General features: G+C 60.8%; 21 protein-coding genes. 14 read left to right on the forward strand and 7 right to left on the reverse strand.

Features of this window, described 5'->3' with window-relative positions:
- Window positions 1–9 precede the first annotated feature (9 nt).
- From sufC to AB1E37_RS10180, 5 genes are all read left to right on the forward strand, one after another.
- On the forward strand, window positions 10–756 hold the full coding sequence (gene sufC / locus AB1E37_RS10160; protein WP_002908876.1) for a Fe-S cluster assembly ATPase SufC: 747 nt from the start codon (window positions 10–12) through the stop codon (window positions 754–756).
- Window positions 731–2,005, forward strand: coding sequence for a Fe-S cluster assembly protein SufD (gene sufD, locus AB1E37_RS10165; RefSeq protein WP_029884126.1), 1,275 nt, complete (start codon window positions 731–733; stop codon window positions 2,003–2,005). Before sufC ends, sufD begins: the two co-directional genes overlap by 26 nt.
- Entirely contained in the window at window positions 2,002–3,222 is a 1,221-nt protein-coding gene (gene sufS, locus AB1E37_RS10170; protein ID WP_032447651.1) for a cysteine desulfurase SufS, read from the forward strand. Before sufD ends, sufS begins: the two co-directional genes overlap by 4 nt.
- Before the next feature lie 11 nt (window positions 3,223–3,233).
- Window positions 3,234–3,650: a cysteine desulfuration protein SufE gene (gene sufE, locus AB1E37_RS10175; RefSeq protein WP_002908865.1), complete on the forward strand. Its 417-nt coding sequence runs from the start codon at window positions 3,234–3,236 to the stop codon at window positions 3,648–3,650.
- A gap of 99 nt (window positions 3,651–3,749) precedes the next feature.
- Window positions 3,750–4,736 (forward strand): L,D-transpeptidase family protein, encoded by a 987-nt coding sequence (locus AB1E37_RS10180; protein WP_029884125.1) that lies wholly within the window; start codon window positions 3,750–3,752, stop codon window positions 4,734–4,736.
- Between the two features lie 61 nt (window positions 4,737–4,797).
- On the opposite strand, the gene AB1E37_RS10185 is transcribed toward AB1E37_RS10180, so the two are convergent.
- Complete coding sequence (locus AB1E37_RS10185) at window positions 4,798–5,034, reverse strand: major outer membrane lipoprotein (protein ID WP_002908860.1); 237 nt, start codon at window positions 5,032–5,034, stop codon at window positions 4,798–4,800.
- A gap of 312 nt (window positions 5,035–5,346) precedes the next feature.
- Window positions 5,347–6,759: a pyruvate kinase PykF gene (gene pykF / locus AB1E37_RS10190; protein WP_002908859.1), complete on the reverse strand. Its 1,413-nt coding sequence runs from the start codon at window positions 6,757–6,759 to the stop codon at window positions 5,347–5,349.
- A 137-nt stretch (window positions 6,760–6,896) separates the two neighbouring features.
- Here pykF and AB1E37_RS10195 point away from each other — a divergent pair, with 137 nt between their 5' ends.
- From AB1E37_RS10195 to fumD, 3 genes are all read left to right on the forward strand, one after another.
- Window positions 6,897–7,028 (forward strand): hypothetical protein, encoded by a 132-nt coding sequence (locus tag AB1E37_RS10195; protein ID WP_004217210.1) that lies wholly within the window; start codon window positions 6,897–6,899, stop codon window positions 7,026–7,028.
- Between the two features lie 88 nt (window positions 7,029–7,116).
- Window positions 7,117–7,275: a hypothetical protein gene (locus tag AB1E37_RS10200; protein ID WP_014343172.1), complete on the forward strand. Its 159-nt coding sequence runs from the start codon at window positions 7,117–7,119 to the stop codon at window positions 7,273–7,275.
- On the forward strand, window positions 7,265–7,477 hold the full coding sequence (gene fumD, locus AB1E37_RS10205) for a fumarate hydratase FumD (RefSeq protein WP_032447650.1): 213 nt from the start codon (window positions 7,265–7,267) through the stop codon (window positions 7,475–7,477). The genes AB1E37_RS10200 and fumD overlap by 11 nt, the downstream gene beginning before the upstream one ends.
- Window positions 7,478–7,494: 17 nt before the next feature.
- Here fumD and AB1E37_RS10210 read toward each other — a convergent pair whose 3' ends face one another.
- Window positions 7,495–8,133: a TetR family transcriptional regulator gene (locus AB1E37_RS10210; protein WP_029884124.1), complete on the reverse strand. Its 639-nt coding sequence runs from the start codon at window positions 8,131–8,133 to the stop codon at window positions 7,495–7,497.
- A 126-nt stretch (window positions 8,134–8,259) separates the two neighbouring features.
- Here AB1E37_RS10210 and AB1E37_RS10215 point away from each other — a divergent pair, with 126 nt between their 5' ends.
- The 4 genes from AB1E37_RS10215 to AB1E37_RS10230 all read left to right on the forward strand — a co-directional run bounded on the left by AB1E37_RS10215 (window position 8,260) and on the right by AB1E37_RS10230 (window position 13,159).
- Window positions 8,260–10,113, forward strand: a complete 1,854-nt coding sequence (locus AB1E37_RS10215; RefSeq protein WP_023301812.1) for a bifunctional sugar phosphate isomerase/epimerase/4-hydroxyphenylpyruvate dioxygenase family protein — start codon at window positions 8,260–8,262, stop codon at window positions 10,111–10,113.
- A 71-nt stretch (window positions 10,114–10,184) separates the two neighbouring features.
- Window positions 10,185–11,507: an MFS transporter gene (locus tag AB1E37_RS10220; protein WP_016530159.1), complete on the forward strand. Its 1,323-nt coding sequence runs from the start codon at window positions 10,185–10,187 to the stop codon at window positions 11,505–11,507.
- A gap of 15 nt (window positions 11,508–11,522) precedes the next feature.
- Window positions 11,523–12,359 carry a shikimate dehydrogenase gene (locus tag AB1E37_RS10225; protein WP_004215272.1) on the forward strand — a complete coding sequence of 279 codons (837 nt, stop codon included), beginning with the start codon at window positions 11,523–11,525 and terminating at the stop codon, window positions 12,357–12,359.
- A gap of 56 nt (window positions 12,360–12,415) precedes the next feature.
- Window positions 12,416–13,159: a substrate-binding domain-containing protein gene (locus tag AB1E37_RS10230; RefSeq protein WP_029884123.1), complete on the forward strand. Its 744-nt coding sequence runs from the start codon at window positions 12,416–12,418 to the stop codon at window positions 13,157–13,159.
- Here AB1E37_RS10230 and AB1E37_RS10235 read toward each other — a convergent pair.
- The 4 genes from AB1E37_RS10235 to AB1E37_RS10250 form a co-directional block, all read right to left on the reverse strand.
- Complete coding sequence (locus AB1E37_RS10235; protein ID WP_029884122.1) at window positions 13,143–13,892, reverse strand: ABC transporter ATP-binding protein; 750 nt, start codon at window positions 13,890–13,892, stop codon at window positions 13,143–13,145. The two genes, AB1E37_RS10230 and AB1E37_RS10235, sit on opposite strands and share 17 nt — an antisense overlap.
- Entirely contained in the window at window positions 13,889–14,896 is a 1,008-nt protein-coding gene (locus AB1E37_RS10240; protein WP_029884121.1) for an iron ABC transporter permease, read from the reverse strand. The genes AB1E37_RS10235 and AB1E37_RS10240 overlap by 4 nt, the downstream gene beginning before the upstream one ends.
- A complete protein-coding gene (locus AB1E37_RS10245; protein ID WP_029884120.1) occupies window positions 14,886–15,944 on the reverse strand; it encodes an ABC transporter substrate-binding protein in 1,059 nt (352 codons plus the stop codon). The genes AB1E37_RS10240 and AB1E37_RS10245 overlap by 11 nt, the downstream gene beginning before the upstream one ends.
- 91 nt (window positions 15,945–16,035) lie before the next feature.
- Window positions 16,036–16,848: a DNA-binding transcriptional regulator gene (locus AB1E37_RS10250; RefSeq protein ID WP_032447649.1), complete on the reverse strand. Its 813-nt coding sequence runs from the start codon at window positions 16,846–16,848 to the stop codon at window positions 16,036–16,038.
- Between the two features lie 177 nt (window positions 16,849–17,025).
- On the opposite strand from AB1E37_RS10250, the gene AB1E37_RS10255 reads away from it, so the two are divergent.
- Entirely contained in the window at window positions 17,026–18,690 is a 1,665-nt protein-coding gene (locus AB1E37_RS10255) for a bifunctional 3-(3-hydroxy-phenyl)propionate/3-hydroxycinnamic acid hydroxylase (RefSeq protein ID WP_029884582.1), read from the forward strand.
- 1 nt (window position 18,691) lies between these two features.
- A complete protein-coding gene (gene mhpB / locus AB1E37_RS10260) occupies window positions 18,692–19,636 on the forward strand; it encodes a 2,3-dihydroxyphenylpropionate/2,3-dihydroxicinnamic acid 1,2-dioxygenase (protein ID WP_020801869.1) in 945 nt (314 codons plus the stop codon).
- Window positions 19,637–19,638: the final 2 nt, after the last annotated feature.

Here is a 19,638-nt window from a genome sequence, read left to right on the forward strand (position 1 = left end):
GGAAAAAAGATGTTAAGTATTCAAGATTTACACGTCGCCGTCGAAGATAAAGCGATCCTGCGCGGGCTGAACCTTGAGGTGCGCCCGGGAGAGGTCCACGCCATTATGGGGCCGAACGGCTCAGGCAAAAGTACGCTTTCGGCCACCCTGGCCGGGCGTGAAGATTATGAGGTGACTGGCGGTCGCGTCGAATTTAAGGGCAAAAACCTGCTCGAACTCGCTGCGGAAGATCGCGCCGGGGAAGGTATCTTTATGGCCTTCCAGTATCCGGTAGAGATCCCCGGCGTCAGCAACCAGTTTTTCCTGCAGACTGCGCTGAATGCCGTGCGCAACTATCGTGGCCAGGAGGCGCTGGATCGTTTCGATTTCCAGGACTTAATGGAAGAAAAGATCAAGCTGCTGCAGATGCCGGAAGATCTCCTGACCCGCTCGGTGAACGTTGGCTTCTCCGGCGGTGAGAAAAAGCGCAACGATATTTTGCAAATGGCGGTGCTTGAGCCGGAGCTGTGCATTCTCGATGAATCGGATTCGGGGTTGGATATCGATGCCCTGAAAATCGTCTCCCAGGGAGTGAATGCCCTGCGCGACGGCAAACGCGCCTTTATCATTGTCACCCACTATCAGCGCATCCTTGACTATATCAAGCCGGACTATGTCCATGTGCTCTATCAGGGACGGATTGTGAAGTCGGGCGATTTCTCTCTGGTCAAACAGCTGGAGGAGCAGGGCTATGGCTGGCTTACCGAACAGCAGTAACGCGCTGCAGCAGTGGCACCATCTGTTTGAAGCGCAGGGCGGCCCGCGTACCCCGGAGGCCAGTCAGCATCTGCAGCAGCTGCTGCGCCTTGGGCTGCCGACGCGCAAGCACGAGGACTGGAAATACACTCCGCTGGATGCCCTACTTAACGGTCGCTTTGTCGCCGATGAGGGGGCCTCTCTCAGCGCTGAACAGCGTGATGCGCTGGCGCTGCCGCTGGACGCCTGGCGGCTGGTGTTTATCGATGGCCGCTATCATCCTCAGCTGAGCGACGATCTTGCCGCCAGCGGCGTGGAGGTCAGTGTCGATAATCAGCGCCAGCATCTGCCGGATGCCCTGCAGCCGGAGGTGTTTCTCCATCTGACCGAAAGCCTGGCCCAGACGGTGACCCGCATTCGCGTGCCGCGCAACCGCCGCCTGGATAAACCGCTGCTGCTGATGCATATCACCAGTGGCCTGGCCGGCGATGCGCTGAATACCGCCCACTATCGCCATCACCTGGCGCTGGAGAGCGGGGCGGAGGCGACGATTGTCGAGCATTACCTGAGCCTCAATGAGCAGCCGCATTTCACCGGCGGGCGATTGACCATGACGGTGGCCGATAACGCGCACCTCCAGCATATCAAGCTGGCATTTGAGAATGCCCGCAGCTATCACTTCGCCCATAACGACCTGCTGCTGGGCCGCGACGCCTCGGCCTTCAGCAGCAGTTTCCTGCTTGGCGGCCAGGTGCTGCGTCACCAGACCAGCACCCGCCTGGGCGGCGAAAACAGCAACCTGCGCCTCAATTCGCTGGCGATGCCGGTGAAAAATGAGGTCTGCGATAGCCGCACCTGGCTCGACCATCAGGTCGGCTACTGCACCAGCCGCCAGCTGCACAAAACCATCGTCAGCGATAAGGGGCGGGCGGTGTTTAACGGGCTGATCAACGTCGCGCCGCTCGCGCTGAAAACCGACGGTCAGATGACCAACAATAATCTGCTGCTCGGGCGGCTGGCGGAGGTCGACACCAAACCGCAGCTGGAAATTTACGCCGATGACGTGAAATGCAGCCACGGGGCGACGGTGGGGCGCATTGACGAAGAGCAGCTGTTCTATCTGCGCTCGCGCGGTATCGAACAGCAGGCGGCGCAGCAGATGATCCTCTACGCCTTCGCCGCCGAGCTCACCGAGGCTATCCGCAGCGACGCGCTCAGAGAGCAGGTGCTGGCGCGTATTGGACAGCGTTTGCCGGGAGGCATAGTATGACATTTTCAGTAGAACAGGTTCGCGCCGATTTTCCGGTACTGAACCGGGAGGTCAACGGTCAGCCGCTGGTCTATCTCGACAGCGCCGCCAGCGCCCAGAAGCCGGAGGCAGTGATCGGCGCCGAAGCGGAATTCTATCGCCACGGCTACGCGGCGGTGCACCGCGGCATCCATACCCTCAGCGCGGAAGCCACCGCGCGGATGGAAGCCGTGCGTCAGCAGGCGGCCACCTTCCTTAACGCCGGATCGGCGGAGGAAGTGGTGTTCGTCCGCGGCACCACCGAGGGTATCAACCTGGTGGCCAACAGCTGGGGAAACGCCAACGTCGGCGCCGGGGATAACATCATCATCAGCGAAATGGAGCACCACGCCAATATTGTGCCGTGGCAGATGCTGTGCGCCCGCGTCGGGGCTGAGCTGCGGGTGATCCCCCTGAACCCGGACGGTACGCTGCAACTGGATGTTGTCCCGGGACTGTTTGACCCGCGCACCCGCCTGCTGGCGATAACCGAGGTCTCCAACGTGCTGGGGACGGAAAACCCGCTGGCGGCGCTGATTGCTCTTGCGCATCAGCATGGCGCGAAAGTGCTGGTGGATGGCGCCCAGGCGGTGATGCACCACCCGGTGGACGTCCAGGCGCTGGGCTGCGATTTTTATGTTTTCTCCGCCCACAAGCTGTATGGGCCGACCGGGATCGGCGTGCTCTACGCCCGGTCCGAGCTGCTGCAGACGATGGCGCCTTGGGAAGGAGGCGGGTCGATGATCGCCACCGTCAGCCTGACGGAGGGCACCACCTGGAATCAGGCGCCGTGGCGCTTTGAGGCCGGCACGCCGAATACCGGGGGGATCATCGGCCTCGGCGCGGCGCTGACCTACGTCAGCCAGCAGGGACTGACGCAGATTGCCGAGTATGAGCAGACGCTGATGCGCTACGCGCTCGATGCCCTGCGCGCGGTACCGGATCTGATCCTTTACGGCCCGGCGCAGCGTAAAGGGGTAATTGCTTTCAACCTCGGTCAGCATCACGCCTATGACGTCGGCAGCTTCCTCGATAACTACGGGATCGCCGTGCGCACCGGACACCACTGCGCGATGCCGTTGATGGCCCGGTATCAGGTACCGGCTATGTGTCGGGCATCGCTGGCGATGTACAATACCACGGAAGAGGTGGACCGCCTGGTGGCCGGCCTCCAGCGGATCCGCAAACTGTTAGGGTAAAGGATGGGACAATGGCGGCACTACCGGACAAAGACAAACTGTTGCGTAACTTTAGCCGTTGCGCCAACTGGGAAGAGAAGTATCTCTATATCATCGAGCTTGGCCAGCGTCTGGCGCCGCTAAGCCCGGAAGAACATAGCGTGCAGAACATTATTCAGGGCTGTCAAAGCCAGGTCTGGATCGTGATGGACCAGGATCCCACAGGCGTGATCACCCTGCGCGGCGATAGCGATGCGGCGATCGTCAAGGGTCTGATAGCGGTGGTGTTTATCCTCTATGACCGGATGACCGCTCAGGACATCACCGAGTTCGACGTGCGTCCGTGGTTTGAAAAAATGGCGCTCACCCAGCATCTCACCCCCTCCCGCTCGCAAGGCCTCGAAGCCATGATCCGCGCGATACGCGCGAAAGCGGCAAATATTAGCTAGAATAAACAGGTAGATTTCATTCTGTTACGTCCGGCAGGGCGCTGACCCTGCCGCCGTTCAGTCTCCTGGCGTTTTATCAGCGAAAGAAGGAATCTCAGTATGAAACGCAAAATGATGATCACCTTAGCCCTTCTCAGCGCCCTTGGCGCCTCCTCGGCCGCCTGGGCCGTTGATTATCCGCTTCCTCCCGCCAACAGTCGGCTGATTGGTCAGAATCAGTACTGGACGGTCCAGGAGGGAGATCGCAACCTGCAGGCGATTGCGCGCCATTTCGATACCGCGGCGATGCTGATCCTCGAAGCCAACGATACGATTGCGCCGGTGCAGCCGAAGCCCGGCACTCAGGTCCTTATCCCTTCTCAGATGCTGCTGCCCGACGTGCCGAGGGAGGGCATTGTCGTCAACCTCGCCGAACTGCGGCTGTATTACTTCCCGCCGGGAGAGAATCAGGTGCAGGTCTATCCGCTGGGCATTGGCCAGTTAGGTCTGGAAACGCCGGAGATGACCACCCGCGTGGGGCAGAAGATCCCTAACCCTACCTGGACGCCTACCGCCGGCATCCGCGCGCGCTCGCTGGAGAAAGGGGTGACGCTGCCAGCGGTGGTCCCGGCCGGACCGAACAATCCCCTGGGCCGCTATGCGCTGCGTCTGGCCTACGGTAACGGTGAATATCTCATCCACGGAACTAACGCCCCAGACAGCGTTGGTCTGCGCGTCAGCTCGGGCTGTATGCGGATGAACGCTGATGACATCAAAGCGCTGTTCAGCCAGGTGAAAACCGGGACGCCGGTACGGATTATCAATCAGCCGGTGAAGTTTGCCGTCGAGCCGGATGGTAAACGCTATGTCGAAGTCCACAGGCCGCTTTCGCAGACCGAAGGGGAAAACACCCGGACCATCGCTTACACGCTGCCAGCGGCGTTTCACGCCTTCGCAGAGGATAAAGCAGTGGATGACCTGCAGTTGAAAAAAGCGATGTCGAGAAGGGCGGGGTATCCGGTGGTGGTGTCGGCGGGGGCAGGTAGCGCGGCGACGTCGCTGTCGGCGCAGAATAGTTCGTCTGACAACGGTCTGCTTACCCAATAGCCCTCATGCTGAGGGCAAAAAAAATGGCGCACAGAGTGCGCCATTTTTATTACCAGAACTCTTACTTACGGTAAGAGTGAGCCTGGTTGTCCAGACGCTGGTTAGCGCGAGCTGCGTCGTCTTTAGCAGCCTGAACGTCGGAACGCATTGCGTTCACGTCGTTGCTCAGCTGGTCAACTTTAGCGTTCAGAGTCTGAACGTCAGAAGACAGCTGATCGATTTTAGCATTGCTGGAGCAACCAGCCAGCAGAGTAGAACCCAGGATTACCGCGCCCAGTACCAGTTTAGTACGATTCATTATTAATACCCTCTAGATTGAGTTAATCTCCATGTAGCGTTACAAGTATTACACAAAGTTTTTTGGGATGAGAATATTTTTTTTACCTGAACGCACTTATTTTTGATCGTTCGCTCAAAGAAGCATCGAATTGCTCAGAATCGCTGAAAAAGGCGAGTGAAAACAGCGCGCTTCCATCGGATTCATCTTAGATAATCCCTTATTAAATAGTAAATTCCGATTTGCATTTTTAATAGGAAGAGCTAATCAATGAATAAAAAAAAGCGCCCCGCGAGGCGCTTTATTAAAAAAAACCAATTAACCTGTAAATTATTACAGCACGTGTACGGAAGCGGTATTAGTCGTGCCGCTCGGCACTAATGCGCCGGAAACCATCACCACTACGTCGCCTTTACGCGCGAGGCCGCTCTTCAGCGCCAGGTCTTTGCCCAGATGATAGAAATCATCGGTAGAGGCAATCTCTTCCACCAGCTGCGGTACCACGCCTTTGCTCAGCACCAGCTGACGAGCGGTGGTTTCGTTGGTGGTCAGTGCCAGGATGGTGGCATCCGGGAAGTATTTGCGCACAGCGCGTGCGGATTTACCGCCCTGGGTGGCGACCACGATCAGCGGCGCTTCCAGTTTCTCAGCGGTTTCTACCGCGCCGCGGCACACCGCTTCGGTGATGCGCAGTTTACGGTTGTCGTTGTTGAAGTCCAGACGGCTGGTCATCACGCGGTCTGTACGTTCGCAAATGGTCGCCATGATGGTGACCGCTTCCAGCGGGTATTTACCTTTCGCGGATTCGCCGGACAGCATCACCGCATCGGTGCCGTCGAGGATGGCGTTAGCCACGTCGCCGGCTTCAGCGCGGGTCGGACGCGGATTCTTGATCATGGAGTCCAGCATCTGGGTGGCGGTGATAACCACTTTACGCGCGCGGATACATTTTTCGATGATCATTTTCTGGGCGAAGATAACTTCTTCAACCGGGATCTCCACGCCCATGTCGCCACGCGCAACCATGATGCCGTCAGACGCTTCGAGGATTTCGTCGAAGTTGTTCAGGCCTTCCTGGTTTTCGATTTTGGAGATGATCTGGATGTTTTCGCCGCCGTGGGCTTTCAGGTGCTCACGGATCTCGACGACGTCGGAACGTTTACGGATGAAGGAGGCCGCGACGAAGTCCACGCCCTGTTCGCAACCGAAGATCAGATCCTGTTTGTCTTTCTCAGCCAGCGCCGGCAGGGCGATGGAGACGCCCGGCAGGTTAACGCCTTTGTTCTCGCCGAGGTCGCCATTGTTCAGCACTTTACAGATAACTTTGTTGCCTTCGATAGCCGTAACTTCCATGCCGATCAGGCCATCGTCCACCAGGACGGTGTTGCCGACGGCGAGGTCGGAGGTGAAGCCTTCATAGGTTACCGCAACGATTTCGTTGTTGCCGATGACGGATTTATCGGTAGTGAAGGTGAAGGTCTGGCCTGCTTTCAGGGAGACGTCGTTGCCGCCTTCCAGCTTGATGGTACGGATTTCCGGCCCTTTGGTGTCCAGCAGAATAGCGGCTTTCTTACCGGTTTTGCTCATCACATTGCGCAGGTTCTGGATGCGCTGACCGTGTTCCGCATAGTCACCGTGGGAGAAGTTCAGACGCATCACATTCATGCCGGCTTCCAGCATTTTGGTCAGCATCTCTTCAGATTCGGTTTTCGGACCGATGGTGCAAACAATTTTGGTCTTTTTCATGACAGTTTTAGTCTTTAAGTTGTGAAGGATATGGAATTCTCGCTCCGCGGGCGCACTGCCGGGGAGCCAAACCTGTATTACGAAAGTTGCTAAGCCACGCCCTAAGGATAGGTGACAACCCTGAAGCGTGCAGAAGAATGTGTGCTGGCGGTTCAGCCCATGAAATGTGGCAAGGTGTTATGCGTTTTATCATGCAGTCCAATGCGCTGAAACCATTCAAGAAAGAATCGAAGCGCATTATACGCTGCCGAAATCAAAAAGGAAAATAAAAACCTCGTTTCAAATTATGGACAAAACGCGTAACAAAACCGGCACGTTATGCAAAAATCTACGCAACACACTTTTTCGTCACCGGCTATGAAAAAGAGTAAAAGAAATGGATTATTTCGCCATCATGAGCCGGTAAAATGCGTCATTGAACCTTTAAAGTGGCGATGGTTTGCGTTGTGCGGGAAATCTATCAATAATGATTTGATTGATAATGATAAAATACGAGCTAAATTCTATGGGAAATAAAGCGAAAGACGACGACCTGTACCAGGAAATGTGCCGCGTGGTGGGTAAAGTCGTGCTGGAAATGCGTGACCTGGGTCAGGAGCCGAAACACATTGTCATTGCCGGTGTGCTGCGCACCTCGTTGGCGAACCGCAAAATCCAGCGTTCGCCGCTCACCCTGGAGGCTATGGAGAAAGTCATTCATGCGCTTTCCGGGCACTGAACCCTTACGCCGGCGGGTCAGGAAATCACGAAGCGGATCACCGCCCTGACGGCAATGTCACAATGGTGAGCCACCATCGCTTCATCGTCGATGGCGGGTAGCGGATCGTCAAGATACAGGCTGCTGAAGGTGTAGAAGTTCGACACCTGATAAAAGCTGAAGCTGCTGATTAACCGGTGGACATCGCGCGCGTCGAGCTCCGCCTGAAAGACGCCCTGCTGCTGGCCGCGCAGTAAAATGTCTTCCAGAATCGACAGGGCGGTACGATTCAGCGGCTTCAGTTCACCCGAGCTTTTTAACCACTTGCCGCGCTGCATATTCTCCATGCAAATGACGCGCATATAGTCCGCATGGGTGGCGTGATAGCGCACGCTCCAGCGCACCAGCCGCACCAGCGCCTCCACCGGCGGCACATTCTCCAGCCCCAGCTGCTGCTCGGTTTCGCGGATCCGCGCATACACATGCTGCAGCACCTCCTGATAGAGCTGTTCTTTGCTTTTGAAGTAGTAAACCACCATGCGTTTGGTGGTCTGCGCCTCGGTGGCGATCTGCTCCATGCGGGCGCCTGACAGCCCGTGTTCAGCAAAGACAGCGATAGCGGCGCTGAAGATCCGCGCCTTCAGGGATTGTGCTTCATCATGGGCAACGACGGTCATGGCAACTCCTTTTTCTTGGGTGACAAAAAATACACATAATGATCACAATTTAGCAACCTAGTATGGCGCAAATGAACCAAATGATACATATTCAAGGCTTACGTCAGCTGTTGACCCGAGGACCTTATGCTGCGCTCTATCGCCACCGTTTCGATTTCCGGCACCTTGCCTGAGAAGCTGCACGCTATTGCGGCGGCGGGGTATCAGGGGGTGGAAATTTTCGAGAACGATCTGCTCTATTATACGGGGACGCCGGCGGAAATCCGCCAGCTTGCCGCCGATTTAGGGTTAAAAATCACGCTTTTTCAACCCTTTCGCGATTTTGAAGGCGCCAGTCGGGCGCAGTTTGCGGCGAATATGGCCCGCGCTCGGCGCAAGTTTGCTCTGATGCGCGAGCTGGGCTGCGAGACGCTGCTGTTGTGCAGCAATGTACAGCCGGACTGCTCGGCGGATAGCGAATTGCAGGTCGCGGACCTGCGGGCGCTGGCCACGCTGGCGGAAGAGGAGGGGATCGCTATCGGCTATGAGGCCCTGGCCTGGGGAACCCATGTGAACCGCTGGCAGCAGGCCTGGGAGCGGGTGCGGCGGGTGGACAGCCCGGCGTTGGGCCTGGTGCTCGACAGCTTCCATATTCTGGCCCGCGGCGACACGCTGGACGCGCTACCGTCGGTGCCGGTGGAGAAAATCACCTTTGTACAGCTCGCCGATGCGCCGTATATGAAAATGGATTTGCTGGAGTGGAGCCGCCACTTCCGCTGCTTTCCCGGACAGGGGGAGCTGCCGCTAGAGGCGTTTGCCGAGCAGATCACCCGCTGTGGCTACCGCGGCCCCTGGTCGCTGGAGATCTTCAATGACGGTTTTCGCGCCTCGCCGAACGGCGCGACGGCCAAAGATGGTTATCGTTCTCTGCTGTGGCTGGAAGAGCAAACCCGCCGTCGGCTCCCGACGTGCGATGCCGATCTGTTTTCACCGCCGCCGCTGCCGGTCTATCACGGGCTGGAGTTTATCGAGTTTGCCGCCAGCGCCGCCGAGGCGCAGCGCCTGGGGCAACATCTGCAGGCGCTGGGTTTTCAGCACGAGGGAAGCCACCGCTCCAGACGGGTAACGCTGTGGCGCAACGGCGGGGCGCGGATCGTCATCAACCATCAGCCGCACAGCTGGGCCGACCATTTTTATCAACGCCACGGGGTATCGCTCTGCGCGATGGCGCTGCGGGTCGAGCACAGCGCGTCGCTTGTCGCCCGCGCCCGCGCGCTGGGGTATGCCACCTGGCAGGGCGACGCCGGGCCGAACGAAACGCCGATCCCGGCGATCTGCGCCCCCGACGGCAGCCTTATCTATCTCATCGACGCCGGGGAGGCTATCTACGAGCGCGATTTTCATCTGCGTGATGGCGTGACGGTGCGCGAGGATTATCTCGGTATCGATCATCTGGCGCTGGGAATGGAGGCCGACAGCCGCGATAACTGGGTGATGTTCTTCCGTACGGTGTTTGGTTTTTCCCTTGAGCATGAGCAGACGCTGCCGGACCCGTATGGACTGGTGCGCAGCCTGGCGGTGCGCAGCCCGCAGGGCGATATCCGTCTGGCGCTGAATATTTCGCAGAGCCGGGCGACGCAGATCGCCCGCTCCGTCGCTTGCTACCAGGGGGCGGGGCTGCAGCATGCCGCCTTTGCCTGCCGCGATCTGCCGGCCGCCTGCGACCAGCTTGCCGAGGTTGCCCGCCATACGCTGCCGATCCCGGCCAATTATTATGACGATCTGCTGGCGCGCTTTGGCGGCGAGCTGGACGTCGGGCAGCTTCAGCGCCAGCAGCTCCTCTATGACCGCGATCCGCAGGGGGGAGATTTCCTGCATCTTTACACCCGGCCGTTTACCGCCGGCCGCTTTTTCTTTGAGTTAACCGAGCGCCGGGCTGGCTATGCGCTCTATGGCGCAGCGAATGCGGCCGTCCGTCTGGCGGCGATGCAGTATTGTTAGCCTGAATCAAATGGTTCATTATGCGTTAAACACAATAACAACACCCTCTGTACCCGAGACAGGAACCGACTATGAGCTCATATAGCCCTAACCCGACGGCTGCCGCCCAGCCAGCCGTCACCGTGCGCCGCTCCCGGCGGCGTATCGGCATTCTTGCGCTGTTGGCCATTGGCACCATGATCAACTATCTCGATCGCACCGTACTGGGGATCGCCGCCCCAAAGCTCACCGCTGAGCTGGGGATCGACCCGGCGATCATGGGAATCCTCTTCTCCGCCTTCGCCTGGACCTATGCTCTGGCGCAGATCCCCGGCGGATTGTTTCTCGACCGCTTTGGCAACAAAGTGACCTACTTTTTGTCACTGACCCTGTGGTCGCTGTTTACCCTGTTCCACGGCATGGCGGTGGGGCTGAAGACGCTGCTGCTTTGCCGCTTCGGGCTCGGCATTAGCGAAGCGCCGTGCTTTCCGGTCAACAGCCGGGTGGTCAGCGCCTGGTTCCCACAGCAGGAGCGGGCGAAGGCCACGGCGGTGTACACCGTGGGGGAGTATCTCGGGCTGGCCTGCTTTGCGCCGCTGCTGTTCTGGATCATGGACGGTTTCGGCTGGCGGGTGCTGTTCGTCAGCGTTGGCGCCGTCGGCATTCTGTTTGCCCTGGTGTGGTGGCGCTGCTACCGCGAACCGCATGAAGATCCGCGCCTTAGCCAGCAGGAGCGCGAGCATATCGAAAACGGCGGCGGCCTCAGCGCCCCGACCGACCAGCATGTGGCGTTCAGCTGGCCGCTGGTCCGCCAGCTGCTGAGCAAACGGCAGATCATCGGCGCCAGCATCGGCCAGTTTGCCGGCAATACCGTGCTGGTGTTCTTTCTCACCTGGTTCCCCACCTGGCTGGCCACCGAGCGGCATATGCCCTGGCTGAAGGTTGGCTTCTTCTCCATCCTGCCGTTTGTCGCCGCCGCCGGCGGGGTGATGTTTGGCGGCTGGCTCTCCGACAAGTTGCTGAAAGCTACCGGGTCAGCCAACCTCGGTCGTAAGCTGCCGATCGTTGCCGGCCTGCTGATGGCCAGCTGCATCATCACCGCCAACTGGCTGGAGAGCGACCTGGCGGTGCTCCTGGTGATGTCGTTTGCCTTTTTTGGCCAGGGGATGGTGGGTCTCGGCTGGACGCTGATCTCCGATATCGCCCCGAAGGGGCTGGGCGGCCTGACCGGCGGCCTGTTTAACTTCTGCGCCAACCTCGCGGGGATCCTCACCCCGCTGGTGATCGGCTTTATCGTTGCCGGGTTCGGCAATTTCTTCTACGCCTTGATCTACATCGGCGGCGCCGCGCTGCTGGGCGTGGTGGCCTATCTGTTTATCCTCGGCGACGTCAAACGTATCGAGTTATCGCAGTAAGCAAAGGAGCAAGGCATGGTGATTAGTGGGAATACGCGGCTGATAGCGCACCTTGGCTATCCGACCGCCAGTTTTAAGGCGCCGATGATCTACAACCCGTGGTTCGTTGACCAGCAGGTGGACGTGAAGGTGGTGCCGATGGGGGTCAGGCCGGAGGACTACGCCGCGTTTATTCCGCCGCTGTTTACGATGACCAACATCATCGGCGCGCTGGTGACGATGCCGCATAAAATCGCCACCTGCGATCTGGTGCAGCGCCTGAGCCCGACGGCGGCCATCGCTGGCGCCTGCAATGCCATCCGCCGCGAGGCTGACGGTAGCCTGAGCGGAGACATGTTCGATGGCGAGGGATTTGTGCTGGGCCTGCGTCGTAAAGGGTTTAACCCGCAGGGGACGCGGGCGCTGGTGGTTGGCAGCGGCGGGGTGGGATCGGCTATCGCCGCCTCCCTCGCGGCGGCGGGGGTCAGCGCCCTGACCCTGTACGATACCCGGCCCGAGGTGGCGCACGCCCTCGCCGGGCGGCTGCATCAGCACTATCCGCAGCTCGATATCACCCTGATGCAGCCCGATCCTGCCGGACACGAGCTGGTGGTCAATGCCACCCCGCTGGGGATGAAGGCCAGCGATCCACTGCCGCTGGACGTTGACCGTCTGGCGCCAGGCGCCTGGGTGGGGGAAGTCGTCATGACTCAGGAGTACACCCCGCTGCTGAGGGCCGCTCAGGCACGACAGTGCCACATCCAGCGCGGGACCGACATGCTGTTTGAAATGATCCCTGCCTATCTGCGCTTTTTTGACCTACCGGTAGCCACCCCCGAGCAGCTGCGGGCGCTGGCAGAAATTCGCTACTGACGCGACGGCAAACCGGGTAATATAGCGCTATATTATCCGGTTTATAGCGATATCCTATGGCAAACACCACTCTCACGCTGCTGGCGGCGGGAAGCCTGAGAAGCGCTTTCCTGCCGCTGGTGGCGCACTTCCAGCAGCACACTGGCCTGGCGGTCGATGCGCAGTTTGGCCCTGCCGGCCTGCTGCGCGAGCGGATCGAAGCCGGGGCACCGTGCGCGGTTTTTGCTTCCGCCAACGCGGCGCACCCGCAGGCGCTGCTGCAGGCGGGTCTGGCGCAGGAATGCCAGGGATTTGCCAGCAACCAGCTGATGCTGACCGCCCGGCGGTCGCCGGACAACGATGGCCTGGACTGGCTGGCGCTGCTCAGCACGCCCCGCCTGCGGTTGGCGACCTCCACGCCAGGCTGCGATCCGTCGGGAGATTATACCTGGCAGCTGTTCGCCCGAATTGAGGCACGCTATCCAGGGTTGGGCAACGCGATGGCCGGGCGGGCGCAGCAGCTGGTCGGCGGCAGAGACTCACTGAGCGTGCCGCCGGGAGAGATAGCCGGCGCGTGGCTTATTCGCCAGAATCTGGCGGATCTGTTTATCGGCTATGCGCACTATGGCCCCGCGCTGGCCACCTGCGACGTTCTGCGTACCCTGACCATCCCGGCGCCGTGGAATATTCGCTGCGATTACCAGCTGGCGCGTCTCAGGGCCGATCCCGCCGCGCTGGCCCTGTATCGCTTTATCCTCGGCGACGTTGGCCAGGGGTATCTCCGGCAGGCGGGTTTTATGCCGTTCAGCGACGCAGCGTAAACCCCGACGCCAGCAGAGGGAACGCGGAGGCGGCATGGTGGATCAGGCGTACCGGCAGGCCGTACGCTTGCCGGAGATGCGTTTCGCTCAGTACGTCGGCGGTTTCGCCCGCCAGCCACTGGCCCTCCGGCAGCAGAAGCAGCGTATGGCTGGCCACCTGTAGGGCATGGTTGGGATCATGGGTGGTGAACAGGACGGTGCGCGTCTGGCGGTGGGCGAGGTCGACGATCAGCTGCAATACCACCTGCTGGTTACCAAGGTCCAGCGCCGAGCAGGGCTCATCCAGCAGGATATTCTGGCTGGCGCTGACCAGCGCGCGGGCAATCAACACCAGCTGCTGCTGGCCGCCGGAGAGGGCACCGAAGTCATCTTCGGCCAGGGCGGCAATCCCCAGCTGCGCCAGCGCCTGCTCAACCCGCCGGGCATCCTCCTCGTCCGGCTGGGCAAAGAGATCCACGTGACGGGCCCGGCCCATCAGCACCACATCGCTCACGCGCCAGCAAAAAGCGGGACGAAACGACTGCGGAACCAGGGCCACGCCGCCCTCGCACTGCATCTCGCCGCCCAGCGGCGGCAACACGCCGGTCAGGGTATCCAGCAGGGTACTTTTTCCCCGGCCATTGGCGCCCAGCACCGCCCAGATCTCACCGGGCCGGCAGGCCAGCGTGAGCGGGGCGAAGAGCGGCTGACGGTGGCCGTAGCGTAGCGCTTGCAGCGATAATGAGCTGTTCATCGGGTCGTACTCCGGCGTCGGGATTGCACCAGCAACACGGTAAACAGCGGCGCCCCGAGCAGGGCGGTGATGATCCCGATCGGGATCTCCGCCTGGGTCAGCGTACGCGCCAGATCGTCCACCACCAGCATCAGGGCGGCGCCGAGCCAGAAGGCGGTGGGCAGCAGGCGACGATGGTCAGCGCCCACCAGCAGGCGGGCGAGGTGCGGGACCACCAGACCCATCCAGGCGATGCTGCCGCTGACCGCCACCTGGGCTGCCACCAGCACTGCACAGCAGACCAGCACGCCGCGACGCAGCGCAGCCACCGGAACGCCAAGACTGCGGGCATCGCGCTCCTCCAGCGCCAGCAGGTTGATCCGCCAGCGCAGCTTCCACAGCACCCCGGCGGCAAGCGCCATCGGCAGGGACATAAGCAGTACCTTATGCCAGCTGGCGGTCGCGAAGCTGCCGAGCAGCCAGAAAACGATGTTCGGTAACGTCTCTTCGCTGTCGGCGAGGTACTGCATCAGGCTGACCAGCGCGGCGAAGAAGCCGCTGAGAATGATCCCGGACAGAATCAGCCCAAGCGTGCTGTCCCGCCCCTGCAGGGCGGCGAGGGCGTAAATCAGCCCCAGCGCGACGAGGCCGAAGAAAAAGGTCGAGGCCATCATCAGCAGACTGCCGACGCCCAACAGGATCGCCAGCGTGCCGCCAAAGGCGGAGCCGGCGGTCACCCCGATGATGTGCGGGTCCACCAGCGGGTTCTGGAACACGCCCTGCAAGGTGGCGCCGCACAGCCCCAGCGCGCCCCCGGCCAGCAGGGCCATCACCACGCGCGGCAGGCGAACCGACCAGACGATCTGCCCGATCACCCCTTCTCCTGGCGGCAGATGGACCAGGGTGTGGCCAACGGTGCTCAGGCTTAACGGATACTGGCCGAAACAGAGCGAGGCGACCGCGATCGCCAGCGTCGCCAGCGCCAGGCTTCCCTGCACCAGCCAGGGCTGAGAGTTAGCGGGCATCTGGCGTCCACGCCACGCGGTAAAAACGCTGATAGTAATCGCTGGCTTTACTGTCCACATCGATGCTCTGGTAGCGCGCGGGATAGAGTTTTTTCGCCATCCACAGCTCACCCAGCGCCAGGGCCTCTGGCATGGGATAGCCCCAGGCTTTGGCGTACTCCGGCATCAGCCACACGCGGTGATGTTTCACCGCATCGATCGTCTGCCACTGCGGGTCGTTCTCTATCTGTTTGACCACCTGCGGATAACGGTCCTGGACGAAGATCACCTGTGGGTTCCACTCCAGCACCTGCTCAAGCGACACCTGGCGGGCGCCTTTTACACTCGCGGCCGCCACGTTAAGCGCCCCGGCGTGCGCCATCATCAGCCCGGTGTATTTGCCAGCGCCATAGGTATTCAGATCGGGGTTGGCCATGTACACCCGCACCCGCTGGTTCTGGGGAATATCGGCCACCGGCGCATTGGCTTGCTTGCGCGCCTCGAAGGTGTAGTGAATCAGCGCCTCGGCCTCGGGCTGGCGCTCGACTACCTCGCCGATAAGGCGGATCCCCTCCATCAGCCCGGCGTTATAGGCCTGCTCTTCGTCAGCCATGGTGGGGTTCATTTTATTTTTTTCCCCGGCGGCATCGTGGCGAAGCGAGATGGCCACTACCGGGATCCCGGCCTGTTGGATCTGCGCGATCATCGCCGGCGGCGCATAGTTGGCGACGAAAACCACCTGCGGACGCAGCGCCAGCAGGCTTTCAATATTGACCTGGGTGAGATCGCCCGGGGTCGCCAGTTGCCCGATCTCGGGCATAAAGCGGGCGAACTGCGGCCCGAGCTGTTTCTTCCAGCTGCTTAAGACGCCGACGATATCCTCGGCGGTATGCAGTTGTACCAGCAGGTTGAGCGTCTGATGCTGCAGAACCACAACGCGGGTGACGTGGTCGGGGAGGGTGACCTGGCGACCCAGCTGGTCGGTGACGGTGCGGTCGGCGAAGGCCTGGCCGGTGAACAGGCTGGCGCTGAGCAGCGTCAGGCCCAGCAGTAAGGGGTGTTTTGACATGGTATGGCCCGAATGGCGTGAAAATTCGTTGTGTATTAAATTATATAACGAAGCCGGGCGCAATGGTTGATCGCGGTTACCCTCATCGCGATCAAGGCATTTCGTACCACACTTCTTCATCCTCCATGCGGGCTTCTATCTGCCTCGCCACCCTCTGCAGCGCAAGGAGATGCTTCTGCGCCGCCTGATCAATGGTCATTGCGCTGGCGATATAGACCAGGTTCAGGCAGCCGATAACCCGCTGCTGACTGCAGACCGGCACGGCGATCGAGGCGATTTTCTCCTCCTGCCGCCAGCCGCGGAAGTTTTCGCCATAGCCGTTCTGGCGGGTGCGGGCGAGGATCGCCGCCAGCCGTTCCGGTTCGCGGGCCAGCTGATACTCAGCTTCCGGACGGGCGGCCAGCATGCTGACGATGGCGTCGCGTTCCGCGTCGGGGGCAAAGGCCAGCCACGTCAGTCCGGAGGCGGTGAGCAGCAGCGGCAGCCGCCGTCCGACCATCGCGCGGTGAAACGACAGTCGGCTGAAGCGGTGGGTAGTCTCGCGCACCACCATGGCGTCGACGTCGAGGGTGGTGATGTCCGTTGGCCACTGCACCTCGCGCAGCAGCTCGCCGAGCAGCGGCGTGGCGAGGGCAGAAATCCAATGTTCGTCACGAAATCCATCGCTCAGTTGGCGGACGTTAATGGTCAACCGGAAGCTGTCATCGGAGCGGCTGCGGCGGACAAAACCCTCCTCCTGTAGCGTCTCCAGCAGCCGGCGCACGGTGGTGCGATGCAGGCCGCTAAACTCCGCCAGCAGGCCCGGTGTCGCGCTGCCGTCGAATTTATTTAACAATTTTAATAACAATAAACCCCGGCTTAATCCGCGCACCGTTTTGTACGCTGCGGACTCATCGTCACGCATAAATCCTCCATTAAAATGCTTTAAAAACAGTGTTGTGCACCTGGTGCACATTCGATGATGTTTTGATTGTAGCCGAAAACCCCCGCCCTATACTCAGCCCATTATAAAAATACGTTTACACATGATTAACAAGTTGCCTGTCAGCCGGGCAGTTTCCGAGTCGTGAGGTCGCTGAGAATGACAACATCTACACCCGATATTCAACCCGCCGTGCAGCATACCGCTCAGGTCGCCATCGTTGGCGCCGGTCCGGTTGGTCTGATGATGGCCAACTACCTTGGCCAGATGGGCATCAGCGTGCTGGTGGTGGAAAAGCTCGCCACACTGATCGATTACCCGCGGGCCATCGGCATTGACGATGAATCCCTGCGGGCGATGCAGGCGGTGGGGCTGGTGAATGACGTGCTGCCGCATACCACGCCGTGGCACGCCATGCGTTTTCTCACCCCAAAAGGCCGCTGCTTTGCCGATATCCAGCCGATGACCGATGAGTTTGGCTGGTCGCGGCGCAACGCCTTCATTCAGCCGCAGGTCGATGCGGTGATGTATCACGGTCTGCAGCGTTTCCCGCAGGTCCGCTGCCTCTTCTCCCGCGAAGTGGAAGCCTTTAGCCAGACCGGTGACGGTGTCACGTTAAATCTTAAAGGACCGGACGGCGAGCGGGAGACGGTGCGCGCGGACTGGCTGGTGGCCTGCGACGGGGGCGCCAGCTTTATTCGCCGTACGCTGAACATCCCCTTCGAAGGTAAAACCGCGCCGAATCAGTGGATCGTCATCGATATCGCTAACGACCCGCTGGCCACCCCGCACGTTTACCTGTGCTGCGACCCGGTGCGACCCTACGTTTCCGCCGCGCTGCCCCACGGCGTGCGCCGCTTTGAATTTATGGTGATGCCCGGCGAAACCGAAGCTCAGCTCAGCGAACCGCACAATATGCGCCGTCTGCTGAGCAAAGTGCTGCCGGACCCGGACCGCGTCGAGCTGATCCGCCAGCGGGTCTATACGCATAACGCCCGCCTTGCCGAGCGCTTTCGCATTAACCGGGTGCTGCTGGCCGGCGATGCGGCACACATCATGCCGGTCTGGCAGGGGCAGGGATACAACAGCGGCATGCGCGACGCCTTCAACCTGGCGTGGAAGCTGGCGCTGGTGGTCAACGGTAAAGCGGGAGAGGCGCTGCTCGACAGCTACCAGCAGGAGCGCCGCGACCACGCTAAAGCGATGATTGATCTGTCGGTCACCGCCGGCTACGTGCTGGCGCCGCCGAAGCGCTGGCAGGGGGCCGTGCGCGACGGTCTCTCCTGGCTGCTGAACTACCTGCCGCCGGTGAAGCGCTACTTCCTCGAAATGCGCTTTAAGCCGATGCCGCAATACCGCGAGGGGGCGCTGCTGACCGACGGCGCCAGCAAAACCTCGCCGGTGGGCAAAATGTTTATTCAACCGCAGGTGACGCTGGAGAGCGGCGAGAGCGTGCTGCTCGACGACGTCATCGGCGCGAATTTCGCCATTATCGGCTGGGGCTGCAACCCGCAGTGGGGGCTCGACGCCGGGCAGATCGCCCGCTGGCGCGCGATTGGCGTGCGCTTTATCCAGGTGGTGCCCGAGGTGCAGATCCATCGCGAGCAGGATAACGCCCCCGGCACGCTGCGGGTGGGCGATACACAAAACCGCCTCAAAAGCTGGTTTGCACTGCATAACACCGCCATCGCCGTGGTCAGGCCGGACCGCTTTGTCGCCGCTCTCGCCATCCCGCAGACCCTCGGCGCGCAGCTGACCGCCCTGGCGGAAAAAATGACCCTCGCAATCGAGGAAACTGCCCACGCAGAAGAGAAGGTGGCCTGATATGCATGCCTATTTGCACTGTCTCTCCCACACTCCGCTGGTGGGATTCGTGGACCCGGAGCAGGCGGTCCTCGATGAAGTGAACCGGGTGATTGCCGACGCCCGGCGGCGGATCGCTGAATTCGATCCAGAGCTGGTGGTGCTCTTCGCCCCCGATCACTACAACGGTTTTTTCTATGACGTGATGCCGCCGTTCTGCCTCGGGGTCGGCGCCACCGCGATTGGCGACTTCGCCAGCGCCGCCGGCGACCTGCCGGTGCCCGCCGAGCTGGCGGAAGCCTGCGCCCACGCCATCCTCAACAGCGGTATCGACCTGGCGGTGTCGTACAACATGCAGGTGGACCATGGCTTCGCCCAGCCGCTGGAGTTTCTGCTGGGTGGCCTGGACCGCGTGCCGGTGCTGCCGGTGTTTATTAACGGCGTCGCCGCGCCGCTGCCGGGTTTTCAACGCACCCGGCTGCTGGGCGAGGCGATGGGCCGCTTTCTCAATACCCTCAATAAGCGGGTGCTGATCCTCGGCTCGGGCGGACTCTCGCACCAGCCGCCGGTGCCGGAGCTGGCGAAGGCCGACGCTCATCTGCGCGATCGCCTGCTCGGCGGCGGAAAACAGCTGCCGCCGGACGAACGCGAACGGCGCCAGCAGCGGGTGATCAATGCCGCCCGACGGTTTACCGAAGACCCGCACTCGCTCCATCCCCTCAATCCGGTCTGGGACAACCGCTTTATGAGCCTGCTGGAGCAGGGGCGGCTGAGCGAACTGGACGCGATCGGCAATGACGAGCTGTCGGCGATGGCCGGCAAATCGACGCACGAAATTAAGACCTGGGTGGCCGCTTTTGCCGCGCTATCCGCTTTTGGCCGCTGGCGCAGTGAAGGCCGCTATTACCGGCCGATCCCCGAGTGGATCGCCGGATTCGGCTCGCTGAGCGCCACCACCGAGATTTGATT

Origin of the sequence: Klebsiella sp. Shm-1, assembly GCF_040804525.1 — a bacterium.
GTDB classification, from domain to species: Bacteria; Pseudomonadota; Gammaproteobacteria; order Enterobacterales; family Enterobacteriaceae; genus Klebsiella; species Klebsiella pneumoniae.

Bases quoted from the DNA above. Each gene is read 5' to 3' on its own strand.
- sufC (WP_002908876.1), top strand. From the start codon at position 10: ATGTTAAGTATTCAAGATTTACACGTCGCCGTCGAAGATAAAGCGATC.
- sufD (WP_029884126.1), top strand. From the start codon at position 731: ATGGCTGGCTTACCGAACAGCAGTAACGCGCTGCAGCAGTGGCACCAT.
- sufS (WP_032447651.1), top strand. From the start codon at position 2,002: ATGACATTTTCAGTAGAACAGGTTCGCGCCGATTTTCCGGTACTGAAC.
- sufE (WP_002908865.1), top strand. From the start codon at position 3,234: ATGGCGGCACTACCGGACAAAGACAAACTGTTGCGTAACTTTAGCCGT.
- AB1E37_RS10180 (WP_029884125.1), top strand. From the start codon at position 3,750: ATGAAACGCAAAATGATGATCACCTTAGCCCTTCTCAGCGCCCTTGGC.
- AB1E37_RS10185 (WP_002908860.1), bottom strand. From the start codon at position 5,034: ATGAATCGTACTAAACTGGTACTGGGCGCGGTAATCCTGGGTTCTACT.
- pykF (WP_002908859.1), bottom strand. From the start codon at position 6,759: ATGAAAAAGACCAAAATTGTTTGCACCATCGGTCCGAAAACCGAATCT.
- AB1E37_RS10195 (WP_004217210.1), top strand. From the start codon at position 6,897: ATGTGTGCTGGCGGTTCAGCCCATGAAATGTGGCAAGGTGTTATGCGT.
- AB1E37_RS10200 (WP_014343172.1), top strand. From the start codon at position 7,117: ATGAAAAAGAGTAAAAGAAATGGATTATTTCGCCATCATGAGCCGGTA.
- fumD (WP_032447650.1), top strand. From the start codon at position 7,265: ATGGGAAATAAAGCGAAAGACGACGACCTGTACCAGGAAATGTGCCGC.
- AB1E37_RS10210 (WP_029884124.1), bottom strand. From the start codon at position 8,133: ATGACCGTCGTTGCCCATGATGAAGCACAATCCCTGAAGGCGCGGATC.
- AB1E37_RS10215 (WP_023301812.1), top strand. From the start codon at position 8,260: ATGCTGCGCTCTATCGCCACCGTTTCGATTTCCGGCACCTTGCCTGAG.
- AB1E37_RS10220 (WP_016530159.1), top strand. From the start codon at position 10,185: ATGAGCTCATATAGCCCTAACCCGACGGCTGCCGCCCAGCCAGCCGTC.
- AB1E37_RS10225 (WP_004215272.1), top strand. From the start codon at position 11,523: ATGGTGATTAGTGGGAATACGCGGCTGATAGCGCACCTTGGCTATCCG.
- AB1E37_RS10230 (WP_029884123.1), top strand. From the start codon at position 12,416: ATGGCAAACACCACTCTCACGCTGCTGGCGGCGGGAAGCCTGAGAAGC.
- AB1E37_RS10235 (WP_029884122.1), bottom strand. From the start codon at position 13,892: ATGAACAGCTCATTATCGCTGCAAGCGCTACGCTACGGCCACCGTCAG.
- AB1E37_RS10240 (WP_029884121.1), bottom strand. From the start codon at position 14,896: ATGCCCGCTAACTCTCAGCCCTGGCTGGTGCAGGGAAGCCTGGCGCTG.
- AB1E37_RS10245 (WP_029884120.1), bottom strand. From the start codon at position 15,944: ATGTCAAAACACCCCTTACTGCTGGGCCTGACGCTGCTCAGCGCCAGC.
- AB1E37_RS10250 (WP_032447649.1), bottom strand. From the start codon at position 16,848: ATGCGTGACGATGAGTCCGCAGCGTACAAAACGGTGCGCGGATTAAGC.
- AB1E37_RS10255 (WP_029884582.1), top strand. From the start codon at position 17,026: ATGACAACATCTACACCCGATATTCAACCCGCCGTGCAGCATACCGCT.
- mhpB (WP_020801869.1), top strand. From the start codon at position 18,692: ATGCATGCCTATTTGCACTGTCTCTCCCACACTCCGCTGGTGGGATTC.